Raw genomic sequence first — 17382 nt, forward strand, 5'->3', positions numbered from 1 at the left:
GCAAAACAGGACAATAAGATGACCCTCGATCTGCTAATTCTCGGCAACGCGCCCATGACCAAGATGCTTGATCGCGTCAAGCTCGCCGAAGCGAGCGGCTACGATACGGTCTGGCTTGCCGATGAACGATTTTATCGGGAGGTCTATTCCTGCCTGAGCTATTTTGCTCAAAACACGTCGCGGGTCAGGCTCGGACCTTGTGTAACGGACCCCTATGCAAGGCACCCCGCGTTGACGGCTATGGCGATTGCGACGCTTGACGAGATTTCTAACAAGCGCGCAATTCTGGGTATCGGCGCCGGGATTTCGGGCTTTGCTGAGCTTGGCATCGATCGGAAGAAGCCCGCGCGCGCCATAAGCGAAGCGATCGAGGTCATTCGCATGCTTCTGCGAGGCGAGACTGTCGCCTATGAGGGTGAGGTCATTCAGTTCAGGGAAGGCAAGCTGAACTTCGCCCCGATACGGGCCGATATCCCAATCTATGTGGCTAGTAACGGGCCGCTCGGCCAACGGACCGCGGGCGCTTGCGCTGACGCCGCGTTCATGGAGGCAGGCGGCAACGCCGCGGAAGTCAAGGCGTTCCGTGCGAGACTGGATGAGGGGGCCAGGAAGGCCGGCCGCGATCCCAAATCCGTCAAACTGATCGTTCGGCTCAATGCCTGTATTGCGTCAGATGGTCAGGCCGCCCGTGACGCTCTGCGGCCAACGGTTGCACGCTTGCTCGGTGCAGGACGTCTTAAGTTTGAAACAGCTGAAGAGCAGGGGCTCACATTGCCGGAGGATATACTTGCCACCGTTCAGGGTGCCCACTACGCCGCCGGCGTGACGCCCTATCTTCCTCTGCTGCCATACGTGACCGACCGCCACATCAACGCCTTCACTCTGGCAGGCAATGTCGAGGAAGTGACCGCGCGTGTGATCGAACTGCGCCATGCCGGGGTCGATGGCATCATCTCCATGCCCTTCGCCGCCGAAGGAGGTACAATCGAGGACACGATCGCCAAGATGGGCTCCGAGGTCTGGCCTGCTGTACAGGCTAACGAAGGGATGAAGCCATGAGCTTTGATCTTCATCGGCCGGCGACAGTCACGGAGGCCGTTGACCTCGCTCAACGTTTTGCGCCGACCGCGCGCTATGTCGCCGGCGGGACAGATACGGTCATCCAGATCAATCGGAAGAAGATTGATCCCGCGCATCTGATCGATGTCGCCTGCCTGCCCGGCATGAGCGAGATCACTGAGACCGCTGACGCATTCACCCTTGGCGCGCTGACCAAGTATCGCAGCATCGAAACCCATCCTGCGTTTCGGGGTAATTTGCGGGTGCTGCTGGAAGCTGCCAGTGTCGTCGGTGGGCATCAGGTCCGAAACATCGCCACGATCGGCGGCAATATCGTCAATGCTTCGCCAGCCGCCGATTTTGTGCCGCCGCTGCTCGCGCTCGATGCGAGTCTCGACATTACCGGTCCGAAGGGACGGCGCTCTGTCGCCTTGCGCGACTTCATCGTCGGCCCGGGACGAACCAATCTCTCACCGGTAGAGATCGTGACCAGCATCCGATTTGCCAAGCTTCCAGCCAGATCAGCAACCGCCTTCCTGAAGGAAGGGCGTCGGCGTGCGATGGAGATTTCGGTCGTTTGTGTTGCTGCTTGTTTGACGCTAGAGGCTTCGACCTCGCGTTGCGCTTGCGTGCGCCTGGCCATCGGCGCCGCAAGCCCCAAGGCGTTCCGGCCCGAACAGGCGGAAGGCTACCTCATCGGCAAACCTGCCGGGAACGAAAGCTTTGCGGAGGCGGGCAGGCTCGCGGCAGAGGCTTCCAGTCCGATCTCTGATGTCCGCGCGTCGGCCGGTTATCGCCGCGGTCTTGTCGCCGTGATGGTCGAGCGCGCGCTGACGACGTGTTTGCAACGAATTCGGGAACAAAATCAATGAACCGGAAAATTCTCAATATCGTTGTCAATGGCGAGAGCCATCAAGTGCTCATTGAGCCCCATTGGACGCTGCTGCAGGTCCTGCGCAACGAGATCGGCATGATGGGCACGAAAGAGAACTGCCTGGAAGCAGAGTGCGGCGTCTGTACGGTGCTGCTCGATGGAAAGGCCATCAATTCATGCATCCTGCTCGCAGGCCAGGTCGAGGGATGCTCTATCACAACGATCGAGGGGATTGGCGATCCCGAGCATCTGCATCCCCTCCAGGAAGCATTCATCGAATGCGGTGCTGTTCAGTGCGGCTACTGCATCCCGGGAATGATCCTGACGGCAAAGTCATTCCTTGATGAAAATCCGGGCTGCCGGCCCTCGCGCGACGAAATCAGGGAAGCGATCGCAGGGACCCTGTGCCGCTGTACCGGCTATCGCAAGATCATTGATGCCGTGGCAACCGCGGCAGACCGCATCGCACTCTCGGGAGCCAAGCAATGAGCGCACATACCCATCGCGTTGCCGGTCACCGCTTACCCCGACGGGATGGCGTCGGCAAGGTTACCGGAAAGCACGTCTATGCCGCAGATTTCAAGCTCTCCGGCATGCTCTACGGCAGGGTTCTGCGCAGTACGCGAGCGCACGCGCTGATCAAAAAGATCGATACGTCGCGAGCGGCTGCAATTGCGGGCGTACGGGGAATCATCACCTCGGCTGACATTCCACAGATCCGTTACGGAACGGCAGTGCGCGATACAACTGTGTTCGCAACTGATCGCGCGCTGTTCATTGGACATGCAATAGCCGCCGTTGCTGCCACCTCTCTCGAGATCGCCGAGCGCGCGCTTGCAGCCATTGAGGTCGAATACGAGGATTTGCCACCGCTGTTTGATCCGGAGGAGGCGCTCAAGAGCGATATCCGGATCCATCCGGATTGGGAAACTTACAAGGCGCTCCCGATCATTTCGAGAAACCGCAATATCGCAGGTCAAGCGCGCATTCGCGTCGGCGACGCCGAAGCGGCATTCGCAAAAGCCCATAAGGTCTACGAGCATCGTTTCTCAACCGCGTTGCAGCATCCCGGATATACAGAGCCACGGGTTGCGACCGCCGACTGGGATGCGAATGGAATCGTGACCGTCTGGTGTAACACGCAATTGCCTTTCGATACGCAAACCACTTTGGCCGAGATCCTTGATCTGCCGGCCGCGCGTGTGCGGGTGACTGTGCCAGGCATTGGTGGCGGCTTCGGCGGGAAGCTAAGGATCGGCGTTGAGCACTTCGCAGCTCTCCTGGCGCGCAAGACCGCGCGCCCGGTCAAGGTGATGTCGACGAGCGAAGAAGAGCTCACAGCCGCGCTTCCCCGTCAGGCCTCCATCGTTCTGCTCAAGACCGCTGTCGACAAAGAAGGACATCTTCTCGCTCGAAGCGGCAGGATCATCGTGGATTGTGGCGCTTATGCAGGCTCAGGTCCGGGAACGGCTGCAATCGCGCTGCAGGTCATGGCAGGCCCTTACAAGACCGGAGCACTCGCGTTCGAAAGCGTCGCTGTCTACACCAACAAGGTCCATTCGGGCTCGTTCCGCGCTCCTGCGGGGCCGATGGCAAATTTCGCGATGGAATGCCAGATCGACATGATCGCGAAGGATCTCGGATTGGATCCTCTCGAAATGCGCCTGCGGAACGTCGTCAAGGAGGGAGACCCAGGTCCTTCCGGCGAGATTCATAGGTCTGTGAGCATCGAGGAATGCCTGCGCAAGGCAGCCGATGCGATCGGCTGGCACGATCGCAATCCGGAGCCAGGACGCGGCAAGGGGATTGCCTGCAGCTGGTGGATGACAACCGGTGGCTCGTCCGGCGTCTATGTCAAGATTAACCCTGATGGAAGTGCGACGCTTGTGAGCGGCGCCGTCGAAATTGGCACCGGCGCCATCACGGGAGCTGCTCAAATCCTGGCCGAGGAGTTGTCCCTCGATCTAACCGACGTCAACGTGACGGGAGTCGACACCCAGGCCGCCCCGTTTGACTACGGCGCTCAAGGGAGCCGCACCACTTTCTCGGTCGGCAACGCTTGTCTTGCTGCTGCCGCCGAGCTGCGGCGCCAGATGTTCGAACTCGCAGCCGAGCAGCTCGAAGCCCCGATCGAGGATATGAAACTGCAAGACAAGCATGTGGTGGCCGGCAACAAGTCGATTTCGATTGCGGAATTGGCGCGCATCTCGCGTCTTGCCGGCGGCGGGCTCATCGCGCATGGCACGGCCATTTCGCCCGCGCCCGCTTATGATCCAACGCGTGTTCAGAACCATCCGCTACCCGTATGGAATACACCGAGTTACCATGCCCATGCCGTCGACCTGTCGGTCGATCAAGCAACCGGCAAAGTGACCATCAATCGCTATGTCGTGGCCCAGGACGTCGGATATGCGATCAATCCGACCTATATCGAGGGCCAGATCGAGGGCGGAGTGGCGCAAGGTATCGGCCAGGCGCTGTCGGAAGAGATCGTTTATCAGGACGGTCGCGTCATGAATGCGAACCTGACCGATTACAAGATGCCGACAGCGATGGATGTCCCGGAGATCGAGAGCATCATCGTGGAATGCCGCTCCGCTGCCGGTCCTTACGGGGCCAAGGGCGTCGGCGAGCCACCCTGTATCGAGCCACCGGCTGCCATCGGAAATGCGATCGCAGCGGCGACCGGCTGTTGGCCGAATTCGCTGCCTATGACAGCGGAAAAGATTGCCGCCGCAATGCAGGTGCAACACTCATGATCCGCGTCGAGATCAATATGCATGGAAACCTCCGTCGGCTCTTGCCCGACGGAATTGGATCCATTCAGCTTGACCTGCCCGACGGAACGACGGTTCTCAACGTGATCGACTCCTTGAGCGCCGAGCATGAGGTCTGGCTGGCGTCGATTGGTGACGTGGTGGTGCCGTTGTCCGCCGAAGTCGAAGACGGTGCCGAACTCAATTTCTTTCCCTATCTTGAGGGTGGCTAGCATGAAATCCTTTCGTCCGGGAGGGGCTCAAAACTGTTGACCTGCCGGCGCGCTGGATTTGAAGAGCCTGTGCACGTGATGATGCGGCAGCCACTCACCTGTTGAGTGTTCGGTCTGGTGTGAATACCGTCCGGCACACTCAAGCAAAGCAAAGTTTCGCGGAAGAGTCATGCCGCAAGCAAAGAAGGTGCAATCCACATGTCGAACGCTAACCTTCCTATTTTGTCAATCGTCGGCGGCACCGGCGATCTCGGGTCTGGCCTTGCCCGCAGCTGGAGTCGCGCCGGATACTCCGTCATTCTCGGATCCCGCTCAATTGAGCGCGCTCAGGAGGCAGTCTCGCTCCTGAAGTCGGAAGGGTTCGCCAATGTCAGCGGCGACACCAACGCTGCCGCAGCTGCGAAGAGCGACATCGTCGTCGTTGCGGTTCCTTTCTCCAACTATGAGGCAAGCCTGGGCGAGATCAAAGATCCTGCCAAGAGCAAGATTGTCGTCACCGCGGTAGTGCCCCTCGTGCCGCCAAAGGTATCCGTCGTTCATCTCCCGAGTGCTGGTTCAGCAGCCCTGATAGCGCAGTCGCTGCTTGATCCAAGCTCGCGCGTGGTCGGCGCCTTCCACAATGTCGGCTCGCAGAAGCTTCATGCTGGCGGCAAGGCAGACTGCGATGTCCTGGTGTTCAGCGATGACGCCGATGCCCGCAACCAAGTGATCACGCTCGCGGACGCTGTGAGCAATCGTGGCGTCGATGGCGGTGTCCTCGCGAATTCGACCGCGGCCGAGGCTCTAACCTCCGTCCTGATCGCGATCAACCGCAAATACAAAGTGAAAGGCGCCGGCATCTCGATCTCCGGCTTGACGTGAATGGAACAACGATAGGGGCTCTCGATGCTCTCAGCCCTCGATTCTCTCGACCGTAAAATTCTGCGCGAACTCATTCAAGATGCCCGAATAAGCCACTTGGCTCTCTCCGAACGGGTCGGACTGTCAGCGACCGCCTGTGCGAGGCGCGTACTGCAAATGGAGAAAGCCGGCATCATCAAGGGTTACGCGGCAAACATCGATGTCAATGCGCTTGGCTTCCCACTGACAGTGATCGTTCACATCACACTTGATCGCCAAAACGAGGATGCACTCGCACGCTTTGAGACTGAAATCCACAAGTGCCCCGACGTAATCTCGTGCCACCTTATGTCCGGTGCGGACGACTATCAGGTTCAAGTGCTGGCATGTGGCATGGAGGACTACGAACGTATCCATAAGCAGCACCTATCGCGGTTGCCAGGCGTCGCGAGACTGCAATCCAGCTTTGCAATGCGCACCATAGTGAAGCGATCCATCTCTCCTGCTGCGCTCATAATGATTAGACCGACTGGGACGCAGCGTAGAGGCAAGTGACCAACTTGGGTTAGCGGCTGTGTATGAGGCAAGCGCGAAGAGGTTCATCGGCACTCCTTCAGGACGATCGCATCGAGAGAGCGTATCTGGCAGTTGAGCACTTACAAGCTGCCCACGGAGAAGAAGATGGAATATAGCGGATTCGCAGTGACTGGGGCACGTCGGCGGACACCATTTTAAAGGCGAGATGCACATGTGCGAGAATTAATAATCGGGAAGTGGGCAGCCGCGAAGGGAGAAAGGCCTCACGATGACTAGGAGCATCACTTATACCGCCCTTCGTGGGATCCCTATGGTGAGGCCGGACGACGATCTGGTGTCTATCATTGCGGATGGCGTTACTAGCGCTGGCATCGAGGTCGCCTCGGGTGACATTTTCGTGGTTGCACAAAAAATCGTCTCGAAGGCGGAAAATAGGTACGTTGATCTCGATGACGTGAGCCCTTCCGCACGGGCATTGGAACTCGCAAAAACGGTTGGAAAGGACCCGCGGCACATCGAGGTGGTGCTCTCGGAGTCAAGCGAGGTCATCCGCTCCAGGCAGAACGTGATCATCGTTGCTCACCGCCTTGGGTTCGTGATGGCGAATGCCGGGATCGATCAATCCAATATCGATCAAGGTCACAGTCATCGCGTGCTGCTGCTGCCAAAAGATCCGGATGACAGTTGCGAGCGCTTGAAGTCCGGGCTCGATCAACGTTTCGGCGTTAATGTCGCAGTGGTCATGAACGACAGCTTCGGTCGCCCTTGGCGCAACGGTGTTGTTGGGGTGGCAATCGGATGTGCAGGGCTGCCTGCGCTTCAGAATATGATTGGGGAGCCCGATTTGTTCGGACGGCCCATGCAGGTGACGGAGATCGCCGTGGCTGATGAACTGGCAGCGGCCGCGTCGTTGGTGATGGGACAGGCAGCCGAGGGACAACCGATCGTCCACGTCCGCGGACTGTCATGTCAGGCGCCGGCAAAGCCTGCCTCGATTCTTGTCCGTCCGAAGGAGCAGGATCTTTTCAGATGAAGGGACCTTCTCATCTGTCTGATGAGGGCCGTGTGGTGGCCCTCTGCGGGGGAGTCGGAGGAGCAAAACTTGCTCTCGGCTTGCAGCACCTCCTCGGAGAACGTCTGACCGTTGTCGTAAATGTCGCGGATGATTTCGAGCATCTCGGGCTACATATCTCCCCGGATCTGGATACAGTGCTTTATACGCTCGGTGGTTTGAGCGACCAGCAACGTGGTTGGGGTCGATCCGATGAGACCTGGAACTTCATGGAGGCTTTGAAGGAAATCGGCGGGCAGACCTGGTTCTCCCTTGGCGATCGCGACATGGCCATGCATGTGGAGCGAACCCGCCGGCGGCTAAGCGGTGAAACTCTCACAGCCATTGCGATCGATATTGCACGCCGCTTCGGCATTCGTTCAAACGTGCTGCCCATTACCAACGACAAGCTTTCCACCATCGTTGTAAGTACGGAAGGTGAACTCGAATTCCAACGCTATTTTGTTGGGCGGCGCTGCGAGCCGGCGGTCAAGCAGATCCGATTCAGTGGGGCGGAAAGTGCCTGCCTCACACAAGAGGTGCTTCAGGCTCTTGACGCTGATGATCTCCGCCTCATCGTCCTATGTCCGTCCAACCCCTATCTGAGCATCGATCCGATGCTGGCTGTTCCAGGAACGACGGAAAAATTGCGAGCGGCCCGTGTTCCTGTCATCGCCATTTCCCCGATCATAGGGGGCCAAGCCATCAAAGGGCCGACACGAAAGATCATAGACGAGCTCGGCCTTGAGGCCACAAACCGAGAGATTGCAAGACATTACGCCGGGCTGATCGATGGCTTGATCATAGACACGACGGATGCCGAAGGGGCTGCCGACCTGGGCATCGACGTGCATCTGGCACCAACATTGATGACTGAATTGCAATCAAAAATCGCCCTCGCGGAGCACGCGCTTATGTTCGGCAATAGCCTTCGAACAAAGCGCAAGGGACAGGAAAAAGGACCCTTGAGCGGAGGTGTATCGTGACCAGCCCTGATGCATGGGTAATTGTCCCGGCTAAGATGTTCTTGCGCGCAAAGCAGCGGCTCTCATCATTTTTGACCGCATCCGAGCGCGCCACATTGGCGCGTACCATGCTGACCGATGTTCTTGAGGCAGCATGCAGCGCGCCGACGTCGAAGAAAGTCGCTGTTGTCACCAGTGCAGACGATGTCGCGCGAGAAGCAGCTCGCTTAGGTGCTGTTGTCATTGATGACGGCGGCGCGAACGGAACGAACGAGGCAATCGCGGCAGGTCTCGCAGGGGTCGAAAAGAGGGGAGGCCGGCTTGTCGTCGCTCTGCCGAGCGATGTGCCCGCGATCATGAGCGAAGATATTTCAACGCTGCTTCAGGCCGCGGAGCGCAACCGTGTAGTGATCGTGCCGGCGCCACGCGATGGCGGCACGAACGCCGTTGCGTTCACCTTGGCGCGGCCATTGCAGCCGTGTTTCGGCCCCGACAGCTTTGCCCGCCACATCGCCGCAGCCGATCGCCTCGGCATCGACCCCATCGTGTGCCGCAATGCAAGAATTGGGCTTGATCTCGACAGTCCCGCCGATCTCTTTGATTTTCTTGACCTGAGCACGTTGACCGCGACGGACCGCTATTTACGTTCCATCAATCTGAGGGAACGGCGACGTGGCGGAGGTGCTGGACACAGCCGCCCGATCGTTGATGCGGGCGCCGGAAATGAGTTCGACGTTGGTTGCGCAAATGAGGGAAGCTCCGTTGTAATTCGCGGAGCGTGAGGAGTTCTGAAAATGGTGGATCGGATGCTTCTGGACACGCTAAGGCGAAGCGAAATTTCCGCTTCCGAGGTCCTATCTCTGGTCAGCGACGTATCTCTTTCCGATCTCATGGCGATGGCGGCATCGAGGCGGGATGAGGCCCACGGCAGAAAGATCTCCTACTCGCGAAAGGTCTTCATTCCGCTTACGCAGCTATGCCGGGATGTCTGCCACTACTGCACATTTGCCCATGCCCCCCAAAGAGGGCAGCGCGCCTACCTCACTATCGGTGAGGTGCTCGCGATCGCGCGTGCCGGTCGTGAGGCCGGATGCAAAGAGGCGCTATTTACGCTGGGTGATAAGCCTGAGCTGCGCTACGGCCAAGCCCAGCGTGAGCTGCACGAAATGGGCTTTACATCGACCCTCGCTTACCTCCAAGAAGCCGCGCGCGCGGTTTTCTGCGAGACAGGCCTATTGCCGCATCTCAATCCAGGCTTGATGGAGGCCGATGATATCGCAAACTTGCGCAAGGTCTCCATCTCGCAAGGGATTATGCTCGAGAGCGCCTCCGCACGGCTGTGCGAGCCCGGGGGATCGCATTTCGGTTCACCTGACAAGGATCCAGCAAGGCGGCTGCAGACGATTGACCTCGCTGGCCAGCTCTCTGTCCCCTTCACGACCGGACTGCTGGTCGGTATCGGCGAGACGCCGCTTGAGCGCATCTCGTCGCTGCTAGCATTGCGCAATCTGGACGAACGCCACGGACACATTCAGGAAATCATTATCCAGAACTTCAAGCCGAAGCCGAATACGCGGATGAGACATGCGCCGGCGCCGACACTGGAAGAGCATCTGTGGACCCTTGCATTGGCGCGCTTGCTGTTCCGGCCCGATATGAACATCCAGGCGCCGCCCAATCTCAGCCCTGGCGTACTGGACATGATCTTGGCCGCTGGCATCAATGACTGGGGCGGCGTGTCCCCGGTCACGCCGGACCATGTCAATCCCGAGGCGCCTTGGCCGCATCTCGCGCGACTTGCCGAGGCCACCGCCGAATGCGGCAAGAAGCTCGTCGAACGTCTCGCGGTTTATCCAGCCTATGCGCGTCAGTATGCACGCTGGACCGACACATCGCTGCAGAAAAGCCTGCTAGGTCTTATCGACGGAAGAGGGTGGCCGCGTTCGGACGAATGGTGCCCTGGAACGAGGGGCGATCCGCCTGCCGATGACCTTGTGATGCTGCGTGAAGAGGCCAACTTGCCCGCGCTCTTGAGCGGCAGCGTAGGTAGAATTGTCGCAAAGGCTCAATCTGGGATACGGCTCGAAGAAGCAGAGATCGTGTCGCTGTTCGAGGCCGAGGAGCGCGATTTCATAGCCGTATGCCGCGCCGCAGATGAGCTGCGCCGCTCCGTCAATGGCGACACCGTCAGCTATGTCGTCAACCGGAACATCAACTACACCAACATCTGTTACTTCAGGTGCCAGTTCTGCGCGTTCTCGAAAGGAAAGCTCGCCGAGAATTTGCGCGGGCGGCCTTACGATATCGCGATGGATGAGATCGGGCGGCGCGCCCGCGAAGCCTGGGAGCGCGGCGCGACCGAGGTTTGCATGCAGGGCGGCATTCATCCCTCCTACACCGGCGCGAAGTATCTTGAGATCTGCCGGACCGTAAAGCAGTTCACGCCTGAGATGCATATACATGCTTTCTCCCCGCTCGAGGTGTTCCAAGGCGCCAGGACGCTCGGAATTTCGGTCGATGAGTTTCTGCGGGAGTTGAAGAAAGCCGGGCTTGGCACATTGCCCGGGACGGCCGCGGAAATCCTCGACGACGAAGTCCGCGCCATTCTGTGTCCCGACAAGATCAACACGGCGCAGTGGCTGCAGATCATGGGAGCGGCCCATAGAGCGGGATTGCGCAGCACCGCAACCATCATGTTCGGCCATGTTGATCGTTACGAGCATTGGGCAAAGCATCTCTTGCGCATCCGGGATCTTCAGGCCGAGACCGGCGGCTTCACCGAATTCGTCCCACTGCCGTTCGTCCATATGGAAGCCCCGATCTATTTGAAGGGGCGCTCGCGTAAAGGGCCGACGTTTCGCGAAGTCGTTCTCATGCACGCGATCGGACGGCTCGTATTCCACTCGAGGATCTCCAACATTCAGACGTCGTGGGTGAAGCTCGGGCAAAAAGGCATTCGTGCCTGCCTTGAAGCTGGCGTGAACGATCTCGGCGGCACGCTGATGGATGAAACGATCTCGCGCTCAGCCGGTGCCCAGCACGGCCACGAGATGGCTCCGAAGCAAATGGAAGATCTTATACGCGAAATGGCACGCCTGCCGTGCCAACGTACGACGGTCTATGGCGATGTTACGCATGATCGCTATCTAGCGTCGCAGAACCCGCCAGCGCTAAAGCCGATTGTTACTGGACTAGACGACCGCCGCGATAGGGCAGACGTGCCAGAGCCCCGTGCCACCGCTTTTGACATGACCTAGCGGAGCGGGGGCGTTCGCGCGCCCCTTGGGCAACGCCCGGAATGCCTCTCCCAGCGCTTGACGCCTATTTCGATTTGTGATCACATATCTAAGATTTGGAGGAGCCGGGAGTGAGCCGAATTATCGCGCCAGCGCACGCTTTCGGCTGGCTATTGGTCGCCCACGTTCCGATCGGCCACCCCTGTGCGCAGATGCTCGCAGTAGCACGCAGTTCAAGTTTGGTGCGGGCGCTCGATGCGCTGTGTCGCGATGGCCATAGGATCAATGCATCCATCGTCGTTGAGTTGGTGGCGGTGCCTCGCGAGGTGTCCCGGTGCATCGTTGGCCTGATCGACATCCTGCGATCACAAAAAACAGCATCATCGTCTCGCTTAAGGTCTCGCCATTTCGCGTTTCGCGCCGCGCGCGCTCAGCTAGTCCGCTCAGAACTGCTGTCCAGAAAGTCTGAAGACGGCCAAGGCTTCGGAATCATCCAAGCAAGTACGAGAATCTGCCCTGGTCCTTGGACCAGAGGCCGATGAGGTCGCCAATCTGAGGGGGATCCTCGGCGGCCTATTTCACGATCACACCACCCAGGAGCATCCATGCCGACTGTAGATGAGGACCGAGCAGCCATTTTGAAAGTACACCGCGACTGGTGGGCCGCCAATTACAAGTGGGACATCCCCTTGATGCGAACCTGCTTCCCGAGTGGCGCCGCATTCTTGAATTTCAACCTGAGCGGCGATCCGTACTTCGGTCGCGAAGAACTTACCGCCTTCTGGGAGTGGTTCAAGGACACGCCGCGCTCGAAGCCTGCGGTCATGCACATCTGGCGTCTGGATGTCCGCGGCGACATGGCTTACCTGCTTTGCGAAGGCAACTTCGAGACCCTCGAGAAGCCGGAACAGTACCTGCGCAGCACCGAGATCTACGTGCGCAACGACGGAGAGGGAAAGCCGGAGTGGAAGATCTGGCACTTTCACTGCTCGGAGATGGCGCCAAAAGATAAGATCCGGCAGCCGTTCGGCGATAGCTATGCCACCCGCGGTGTGGGCTATCTACCGCCCAGTTTTGGCAAGAGCTTCTCGGTCACGGACGACCAAAAGCCATAACCCAAGCGACCAGCCTGTCGGGGGCCGGCAGGACATCACACTCCGGCGGGACGGGTTGGTCCCGCCGGTGCTGCAAGGAAATTCAGAACAGATTTTGCAGCGGAAGTTCCTGTCCCATCTACCCCAGAAAAGCGGATGGACTGCGATGGCCGAGCATTCGTTGGAATCAAAGAGCGCCCCGCACTTGAGTGTCCTTTCCGCCTTTCAGGACGTCGTGCCCGTGGAGCATTCATGAGACGGCTCACTATCAAGCGACCAGTCGGTACGATTGCCGTCTCTTACTATGACGGGATGGATACGAGTAGGCTGCCAATCTTGTTCGTGCATCCGATCAATCTGAGGGGCTCGGCGTGGGCGGAGATCGTACCGGCGTTCGCCGACCGGTTCGCGATCGTCCCTGACATGCGTGGATTCGGTGACTCGCCGCCGGCCGAGCAATACGACATTGCGAGGTGGGCGAAAGACTGCATCGACGCGGTCGACCGGGCGGGCGTCGATCGCTTCCACGCCATCGGCGGCTCGCTTGGTGGAGCAATCTCAGTCTATCTCGCAGCCGCCGAGCCCAAACGGGTAATCTCGGTTGTTGCGGTGGGCAGCCAGCTCTACTCGCGAGATCCCGACAATGCGGCGGTGCTATCCACCCTCGAGCATCACACCGTCACCGAGATGTTTGAGTTAGTCCTGCCGAAATACGCCCTCGCTCCAAACGCATCCGCCGAGGTGGTGGCCAAGGCCATGGCATTGCGCAATCCCAACAGCAAGGATGACATCCGTCGCGTGTGGCGTGCCGCCTGCGCGGCCGATATTCGGGCCCTGGTGGCTAGTGTCAGCTGTCCTGTGACGATTGTGACCGGCGAGTTCGACCTTACCTGCCCTCCCGCGGCCGGCGCGGAAATGGCAGCCATGCTGCATGCCCCACACGTTCTCCTGCCCGGCATCGGTCATTTGCCGATGCTGGAAGATCCGCCGGCTTTGATCGCCGCGATCAAGGCGCATCTCAAACGTGTGGAGTCCTGAAGATGACGTATTCGATTGTCGCCAGAGACGCAATCACCGGCGAGCTGGGTGTGGCCAGCCAGTCGCATTATTTTGCTCTTGGGCGCGTTGTGACGTTTGCGCGAGCCGGCGTTGGTGCAGTTGCGACCCAGTCTTTCGTCGATCCGGCTTACGGGCCGAATGGGCTAGATCTTATGGCCTCAGGCGCGTCGGCGGAGTCGGCGCTAACGAGTCTGCTCGCAAAGGACGCCGAGCGAGAACTTCGCCAGTTCGCGTTCCTCGATGCCGCCGGCGGGACAGCCATGTTCACTGGCGATCGCTGCGTTCCGTACCGGGCTCAGCTAGAGACCAATAACGTTGTGGTGCTGGGCAACATGCTCGCCAGCGACGACGTCGTTCCTGCCATGCTGGCAGCATATGAGAACACTGCCGGCTCACTCGTCGAGCGTATGCTCGCGGCCATGGATGCAGGTGAGGCCGCCGGAGGTGACGCCCGTGGCCGAATGTCGGCCGCGCTCCTTGTGGTTTCTGCCGATACCGGTCCAGCGCCTTGGAGCAACCGGGTCATCGATGTACGAGTTGACGAGCATCCGGCCCCGCTCGTCGAATTGCGCAGGCTCGCCAAGCTGTGTCAAGCACACGCGATCTTCGGCGCCTCTGTCTTCACACCTGGGCTGCTCTCGCGCGAAGCGGCAGCGACAGGTCCGCAGCTTGCGGAAGCACTGCGTACGCTCACGGACGCTCAGGCACTGATCGGCGCTGACCTCGAGCCAACCTTCTGGAAGGGTGTGCTGCTGATCCGCGCCGGCGAGATTTGCTCGGGAAAGAAACTCGTTGCCGCCACGGTCGCGGCGCGACCGCAGTACCGGGCCTTCGTGGAGGGCCTGCACGCGGTCGGAATCCTTCAGCTGTCATCGAACGAACTGCTCGGTGCGTGAAAAGTCCAACCTCCTTGCCTCGGTCCGCGGCTGTTTGCTGCTGCAGGCCCTCGTCGGTCTGGATGGGCCGCACTCAAGCCGAGACGATCGACAACGCTTCGCCCGCTGCCACAACGCGCAGTTCGGAATATCGATTCGCCCATCGAGCCACTGTTGACGGAATTTTCGTAATGTGATCACATATCTCATATAAGGGGGGACTTTGGAAAAGAGCAACATCATTGCCTTGCCGCCATCGCCATCCGTTGCCCGAGGCTCGATGACGGATCAGGTTTACCGACATCTGAGAGATGGCCTGATGGCGGGCCGCTTTGCGCCGGGCCAGAGGCTGACAATCCGCGATCTTGCCGAGGCGCTGGGCTCGAGCCCAATGCCGGTGCGCGAGGCGCTCCGCCGCCTGCAAGCCGAAGGTGCCTTCGAATTCAGCGGTACGGCGCGGCTGAGCGTTGGTCAGCTGTCCGAGGCGCAGCTGCGGGATGTGCGCGATGCGCGCGTGGCGCTCGAGGGGTTGCTGGCGGAGCACGCAGCCGCGCGCATGACGTGGGTCGATGATGACGAGGTCAGGCAGCTCTACGGTCGGCTTCAGGCAGCCGCTGACGCAGTCGATGTGACCGCTTATCTCTGGGCGAATTTTGCCTTTCACCGGCGGATCTATCAGATCGCGCAGGCCCCGATGATTCTCGGCGCCGTCGAGAATTTCTGGCTGCTCATTGGTCCCTGTTTTGTGCTCGTTGCGCCCGACGCTGCCCACCTGCAGCGCTCCATGGAGGCGCACCGCCAGATCCTCGATGCGCTGCTGGATCGCGACGCCCCCGCCGCCCGCGCGGCCGTGACCGACGACATCATGCAGGCGGCCAATTGCCTGTCTCGCGTTCTCGACAAAGCGGCTAAGGAGCGCTCCGTTGCTGCTCCAAGACGCAGGCGGGGAGATATACCGGAATGAGTGTGTTGCAGCGTCTTGTGCCTTACCCGGAGCTGCGTGTCCTGATCTCGGCAGGCGCATCCGGTATTGGCGCCGCACTTGCCGGAGCCTTCGTTGAGGCAGGTGCGCATGTGCATATCTGCGACGTCAACAAGGATGCGCTTGCAGCCTTCCGCGAACGGCATCCAAAGGTGCTTGCCACAAAGGCCGACGTGTCGGATCGCGAGGCGGTCGCCACCGTCTTTCGCGCGCAAGCTGCGCGTTGGAGCGGTCTCGACGTACTCATCAACAATGCGGGCATTGCCGGACCGACCGGCGGAATCGACGCTATTGCTGAGTTCGACTGGCAGCAAACAATCGACATCAACCTCAACGCGCAGTACCGCTTCGCCTGTCCCGCGGTGCCGATGCTTCGCCAATCGCGCTATGGGCAGATCATCTGCATGGCCTCCGTTGCCGGCCGGCTCGGCTATGCATGGCGTACCCCGTACGCCGCAACGAAATGGGCCATTGTCGGGCTCGTCAAATCGCTTGCCGCTGAACTCGGTCCCGAGGACATCCGCGTCAACGCGCTCTTGCCCGGCATCGTCGAGGGCCCGCGAATGGAAGGCGTGATCCGCGCGCGCGCCGAGCAGCTCCATACCAGCTACGACACGATGCGCCAGGAATACCTCAAGAAGATCTCATTGCGTCGCATGGTGACGGCCGAGGACGTTGCCGCCATGGCCCTATTCCTCTGCTCGCCAGGTGGACGCAATGTGACCGGCCAGGCGATCAGCATCGACGGGAACGTGGAATATCTATGAACCGTAAGAACGGGGGACGAATTTGCAGATCGAGATCGTGGCGGATCTGAAGACGACGCTTGGCGAAGGCCCGCTTTGGGACGTCGAGCAGCAGCGTCTGTACTGGATAGACAGCATTGATGGTCGCGTTTTTCGCACGACAGCAGATGGACGCGAGCTTCGCGCCTGGGACGTCGGGGCGAAGATCGGCTCGATGGCGCTGCGGCGCGACGGTACGCATGCGCTCGTTGCGCTCCAATCGGGAGTGCATGATCTCGATCTGGAGAGCGGCGCGCTGACGCTGATCGCAACACCCGAGACACATTTGCCGCGCAATCGGCTGAATGACGGTAAAGTCGATCGCCGAGGACGTTTTCTGTTTGGCTCCATGGATACGCTGGAGGCCGAGGCCTCCGGCCGTCTCTATCGGCTCGATCCCGATCTTTCGCTGCACGTCTTGGATGAGAAGATCATCGTCTCCAATGGCCCGTGCTGGAGCCCGGACGACCGGACCTTCTATTTCGCCGACACCTGGACGGGAGAGATCTGGGCCTACGACTATGACATCGAGACCGGTGCTGCGACGAAGCGGCGTCGTTTCGCGCCAGTGGATCGTTCGAATGGCGGTGCCGCGGACGGCGCCACCGTCGATGGAGAAGGCTTCCTATGGCAGGCGCTGGTCTACGATGGAAAGCTCGTGCGCTACGCGCCGGACGGCAGCCTTGACCGCATTATCGAGATGCCGGTGCGCAAGGTCACGAGCGTGATGTTCGGTGGTCCCAATCTGGACATTCTGTACGTGACGTCCATGGCGAAGCCGCCCTTGCCGCGCTTTCCCGACGACGGACAGCAGCGCGGCGCGCTATTTGCAATCACGGGGCTCGGCATCAAGGGCATCCCGGAGCCGCGCTTCGGGAGCTGAGCCGGCCAAGACAGCTTCATCAAGCGGCAGGCAAGGGCGCTCCATGCTGTCCCCGCCACCGCGGGTGGCACTCCTAATCCCGGCGGCTTCCTGCCAGTTCCGGGCGAGAGACTTGCAAAGCCGGAACACCTAGCCCGCCCCTTACTATCACCG

General features: G+C 60.0%; 17 protein-coding genes. All 17 read left to right on the forward strand.

All coding sequences use genetic code 11. The features are described from left to right. The first annotated feature begins 18 nt into the window (after positions 1 to 18). A complete protein-coding gene (locus RX328_RS12160; RefSeq protein WP_213254610.1) occupies positions 19 to 1059 on the forward strand; it encodes an LLM class flavin-dependent oxidoreductase in 1041 nt (346 codons plus the stop codon). Beyond that, complete coding sequence (locus RX328_RS12165; protein ID WP_213254605.1) at positions 1056 to 1931, forward strand: FAD binding domain-containing protein; 876 nt, start codon at positions 1056 to 1058, stop codon at positions 1929 to 1931. The genes RX328_RS12160 and RX328_RS12165 overlap by 4 nt, the downstream gene beginning before the upstream one ends. Beyond that, positions 1928 to 2422, forward strand: coding sequence for a (2Fe-2S)-binding protein (locus tag RX328_RS12170; protein ID WP_057846011.1), 495 nt, complete (start codon positions 1928 to 1930; stop codon positions 2420 to 2422). The genes RX328_RS12165 and RX328_RS12170 overlap by 4 nt, the downstream gene beginning before the upstream one ends. Next, positions 2419 to 4692 carry a xanthine dehydrogenase family protein molybdopterin-binding subunit gene (locus RX328_RS12175; protein WP_213254604.1) on the forward strand — a complete coding sequence of 758 codons (2274 nt, stop codon included), beginning with the start codon at positions 2419 to 2421 and terminating at the stop codon, positions 4690 to 4692. Before RX328_RS12170 ends, RX328_RS12175 begins: the two co-directional genes overlap by 4 nt. Beyond that, complete coding sequence (locus RX328_RS12180) at positions 4689 to 4922, forward strand: MoaD/ThiS family protein (RefSeq protein WP_057853297.1); 234 nt, start codon at positions 4689 to 4691, stop codon at positions 4920 to 4922. The genes RX328_RS12175 and RX328_RS12180 overlap by 4 nt, the downstream gene beginning before the upstream one ends. A gap of 198 nt (positions 4923 to 5120) precedes the next feature. Continuing rightward, complete coding sequence (gene npdG, locus RX328_RS12185; protein ID WP_057846014.1) at positions 5121 to 5783, forward strand: NADPH-dependent F420 reductase; 663 nt, start codon at positions 5121 to 5123, stop codon at positions 5781 to 5783. Positions 5784 to 5807: 24 nt separating this feature from the next. After that, positions 5808 to 6317, forward strand: a complete 510-nt coding sequence (locus RX328_RS12190; RefSeq protein ID WP_213254603.1) for an Lrp/AsnC family transcriptional regulator — start codon at positions 5808 to 5810, stop codon at positions 6315 to 6317. Positions 6318 to 6567: 250 nt separating this feature from the next. Then, positions 6568 to 7332: a coenzyme F420-0:L-glutamate ligase gene (gene cofE, locus RX328_RS12195; protein ID WP_213254602.1), complete on the forward strand. Its 765-nt coding sequence runs from the start codon at positions 6568 to 6570 to the stop codon at positions 7330 to 7332. Further along, on the forward strand, positions 7329 to 8336 hold the full coding sequence (cofD, locus tag RX328_RS12200; protein ID WP_213254601.1) for a 2-phospho-L-lactate transferase: 1008 nt from the start codon (positions 7329 to 7331) through the stop codon (positions 8334 to 8336). Before cofE ends, cofD begins: the two co-directional genes overlap by 4 nt. Beyond that, a complete protein-coding gene (gene cofC, locus RX328_RS12205) occupies positions 8333 to 9097 on the forward strand; it encodes a 2-phospho-L-lactate guanylyltransferase (protein ID WP_213254600.1) in 765 nt (254 codons plus the stop codon). The genes cofD and cofC overlap by 4 nt, the downstream gene beginning before the upstream one ends. A 12-nt stretch (positions 9098 to 9109) precedes the next feature. Next, positions 9110 to 11572, forward strand: a complete 2463-nt coding sequence (cofH, locus tag RX328_RS12210) for a 5-amino-6-(D-ribitylamino)uracil--L-tyrosine 4-hydroxyphenyl transferase CofH (RefSeq protein WP_213254599.1) — start codon at positions 9110 to 9112, stop codon at positions 11570 to 11572. A 584-nt stretch (positions 11573 to 12156) separates the two neighbouring features. Next, positions 12157 to 12666 carry a YybH family protein gene (locus RX328_RS12215; protein ID WP_065730066.1) on the forward strand — a complete coding sequence of 170 codons (510 nt, stop codon included), beginning with the start codon at positions 12157 to 12159 and terminating at the stop codon, positions 12664 to 12666. Positions 12667 to 12987: 321 nt separating this feature from the next. After that, the gene (locus tag RX328_RS12220) at positions 12988 to 13683 is read left to right on the forward strand and encodes an alpha/beta fold hydrolase (RefSeq protein ID WP_245310903.1); all 696 of its coding nucleotides are present in this window, start codon (positions 12988 to 12990) and stop codon (positions 13681 to 13683) included. A 2-nt stretch (positions 13684 to 13685) separates the two neighbouring features. Then, the gene (locus RX328_RS12225; RefSeq protein ID WP_213254598.1) at positions 13686 to 14600 is read left to right on the forward strand and encodes a DUF1028 domain-containing protein; all 915 of its coding nucleotides are present in this window, start codon (positions 13686 to 13688) and stop codon (positions 14598 to 14600) included. Positions 14601 to 14898: 298 nt separating this feature from the next. Continuing rightward, positions 14899 to 15543: a GntR family transcriptional regulator gene (locus tag RX328_RS12230; RefSeq protein WP_213254641.1), complete on the forward strand. Its 645-nt coding sequence runs from the start codon at positions 14899 to 14901 to the stop codon at positions 15541 to 15543. Continuing rightward, on the forward strand, positions 15540 to 16328 hold the full coding sequence (locus RX328_RS12235) for an SDR family oxidoreductase (protein WP_057846021.1): 789 nt from the start codon (positions 15540 to 15542) through the stop codon (positions 16326 to 16328). Before RX328_RS12230 ends, RX328_RS12235 begins: the two co-directional genes overlap by 4 nt. 22 nt (positions 16329 to 16350) lie before the next feature. Beyond that, complete coding sequence (locus RX328_RS12240; protein WP_213254597.1) at positions 16351 to 17229, forward strand: SMP-30/gluconolactonase/LRE family protein; 879 nt, start codon at positions 16351 to 16353, stop codon at positions 17227 to 17229. Positions 17230 to 17382: the final 153 nt, after the last annotated feature.

The sequence above is a fragment of the Bradyrhizobium sp. sBnM-33 genome (assembly GCF_032917945.1).
GTDB lineage: Bacteria > Pseudomonadota > Alphaproteobacteria > Rhizobiales > Xanthobacteraceae > Bradyrhizobium.

Bases quoted from the DNA above. Each gene is read 5' to 3' on its own strand.
- RX328_RS12160 (WP_213254610.1), top strand. From the start codon at position 19: ATGACCCTCGATCTGCTAATTCTCGGCAACGCGCCCATGACCAAGATG.
- RX328_RS12165 (WP_213254605.1), top strand. From the start codon at position 1,056: ATGAGCTTTGATCTTCATCGGCCGGCGACAGTCACGGAGGCCGTTGAC.
- RX328_RS12170 (WP_057846011.1), top strand. From the start codon at position 1,928: ATGAACCGGAAAATTCTCAATATCGTTGTCAATGGCGAGAGCCATCAA.
- RX328_RS12175 (WP_213254604.1), top strand. From the start codon at position 2,419: ATGAGCGCACATACCCATCGCGTTGCCGGTCACCGCTTACCCCGACGG.
- RX328_RS12180 (WP_057853297.1), top strand. From the start codon at position 4,689: ATGATCCGCGTCGAGATCAATATGCATGGAAACCTCCGTCGGCTCTTG.
- npdG (WP_057846014.1), top strand. From the start codon at position 5,121: ATGTCGAACGCTAACCTTCCTATTTTGTCAATCGTCGGCGGCACCGGC.
- RX328_RS12190 (WP_213254603.1), top strand. From the start codon at position 5,808: ATGCTCTCAGCCCTCGATTCTCTCGACCGTAAAATTCTGCGCGAACTC.
- cofE (WP_213254602.1), top strand. From the start codon at position 6,568: ATGACTAGGAGCATCACTTATACCGCCCTTCGTGGGATCCCTATGGTG.
- cofD (WP_213254601.1), top strand. From the start codon at position 7,329: ATGAAGGGACCTTCTCATCTGTCTGATGAGGGCCGTGTGGTGGCCCTC.
- cofH (WP_213254599.1), top strand. From the start codon at position 9,110: ATGGTGGATCGGATGCTTCTGGACACGCTAAGGCGAAGCGAAATTTCC.
- RX328_RS12215 (WP_065730066.1), top strand. From the start codon at position 12,157: ATGCCGACTGTAGATGAGGACCGAGCAGCCATTTTGAAAGTACACCGC.
- RX328_RS12225 (WP_213254598.1), top strand. From the start codon at position 13,686: ATGACGTATTCGATTGTCGCCAGAGACGCAATCACCGGCGAGCTGGGT.
- RX328_RS12230 (WP_213254641.1), top strand. From the start codon at position 14,899: ATGGCGGGCCGCTTTGCGCCGGGCCAGAGGCTGACAATCCGCGATCTT.
- RX328_RS12235 (WP_057846021.1), top strand. From the start codon at position 15,540: ATGAGTGTGTTGCAGCGTCTTGTGCCTTACCCGGAGCTGCGTGTCCTG.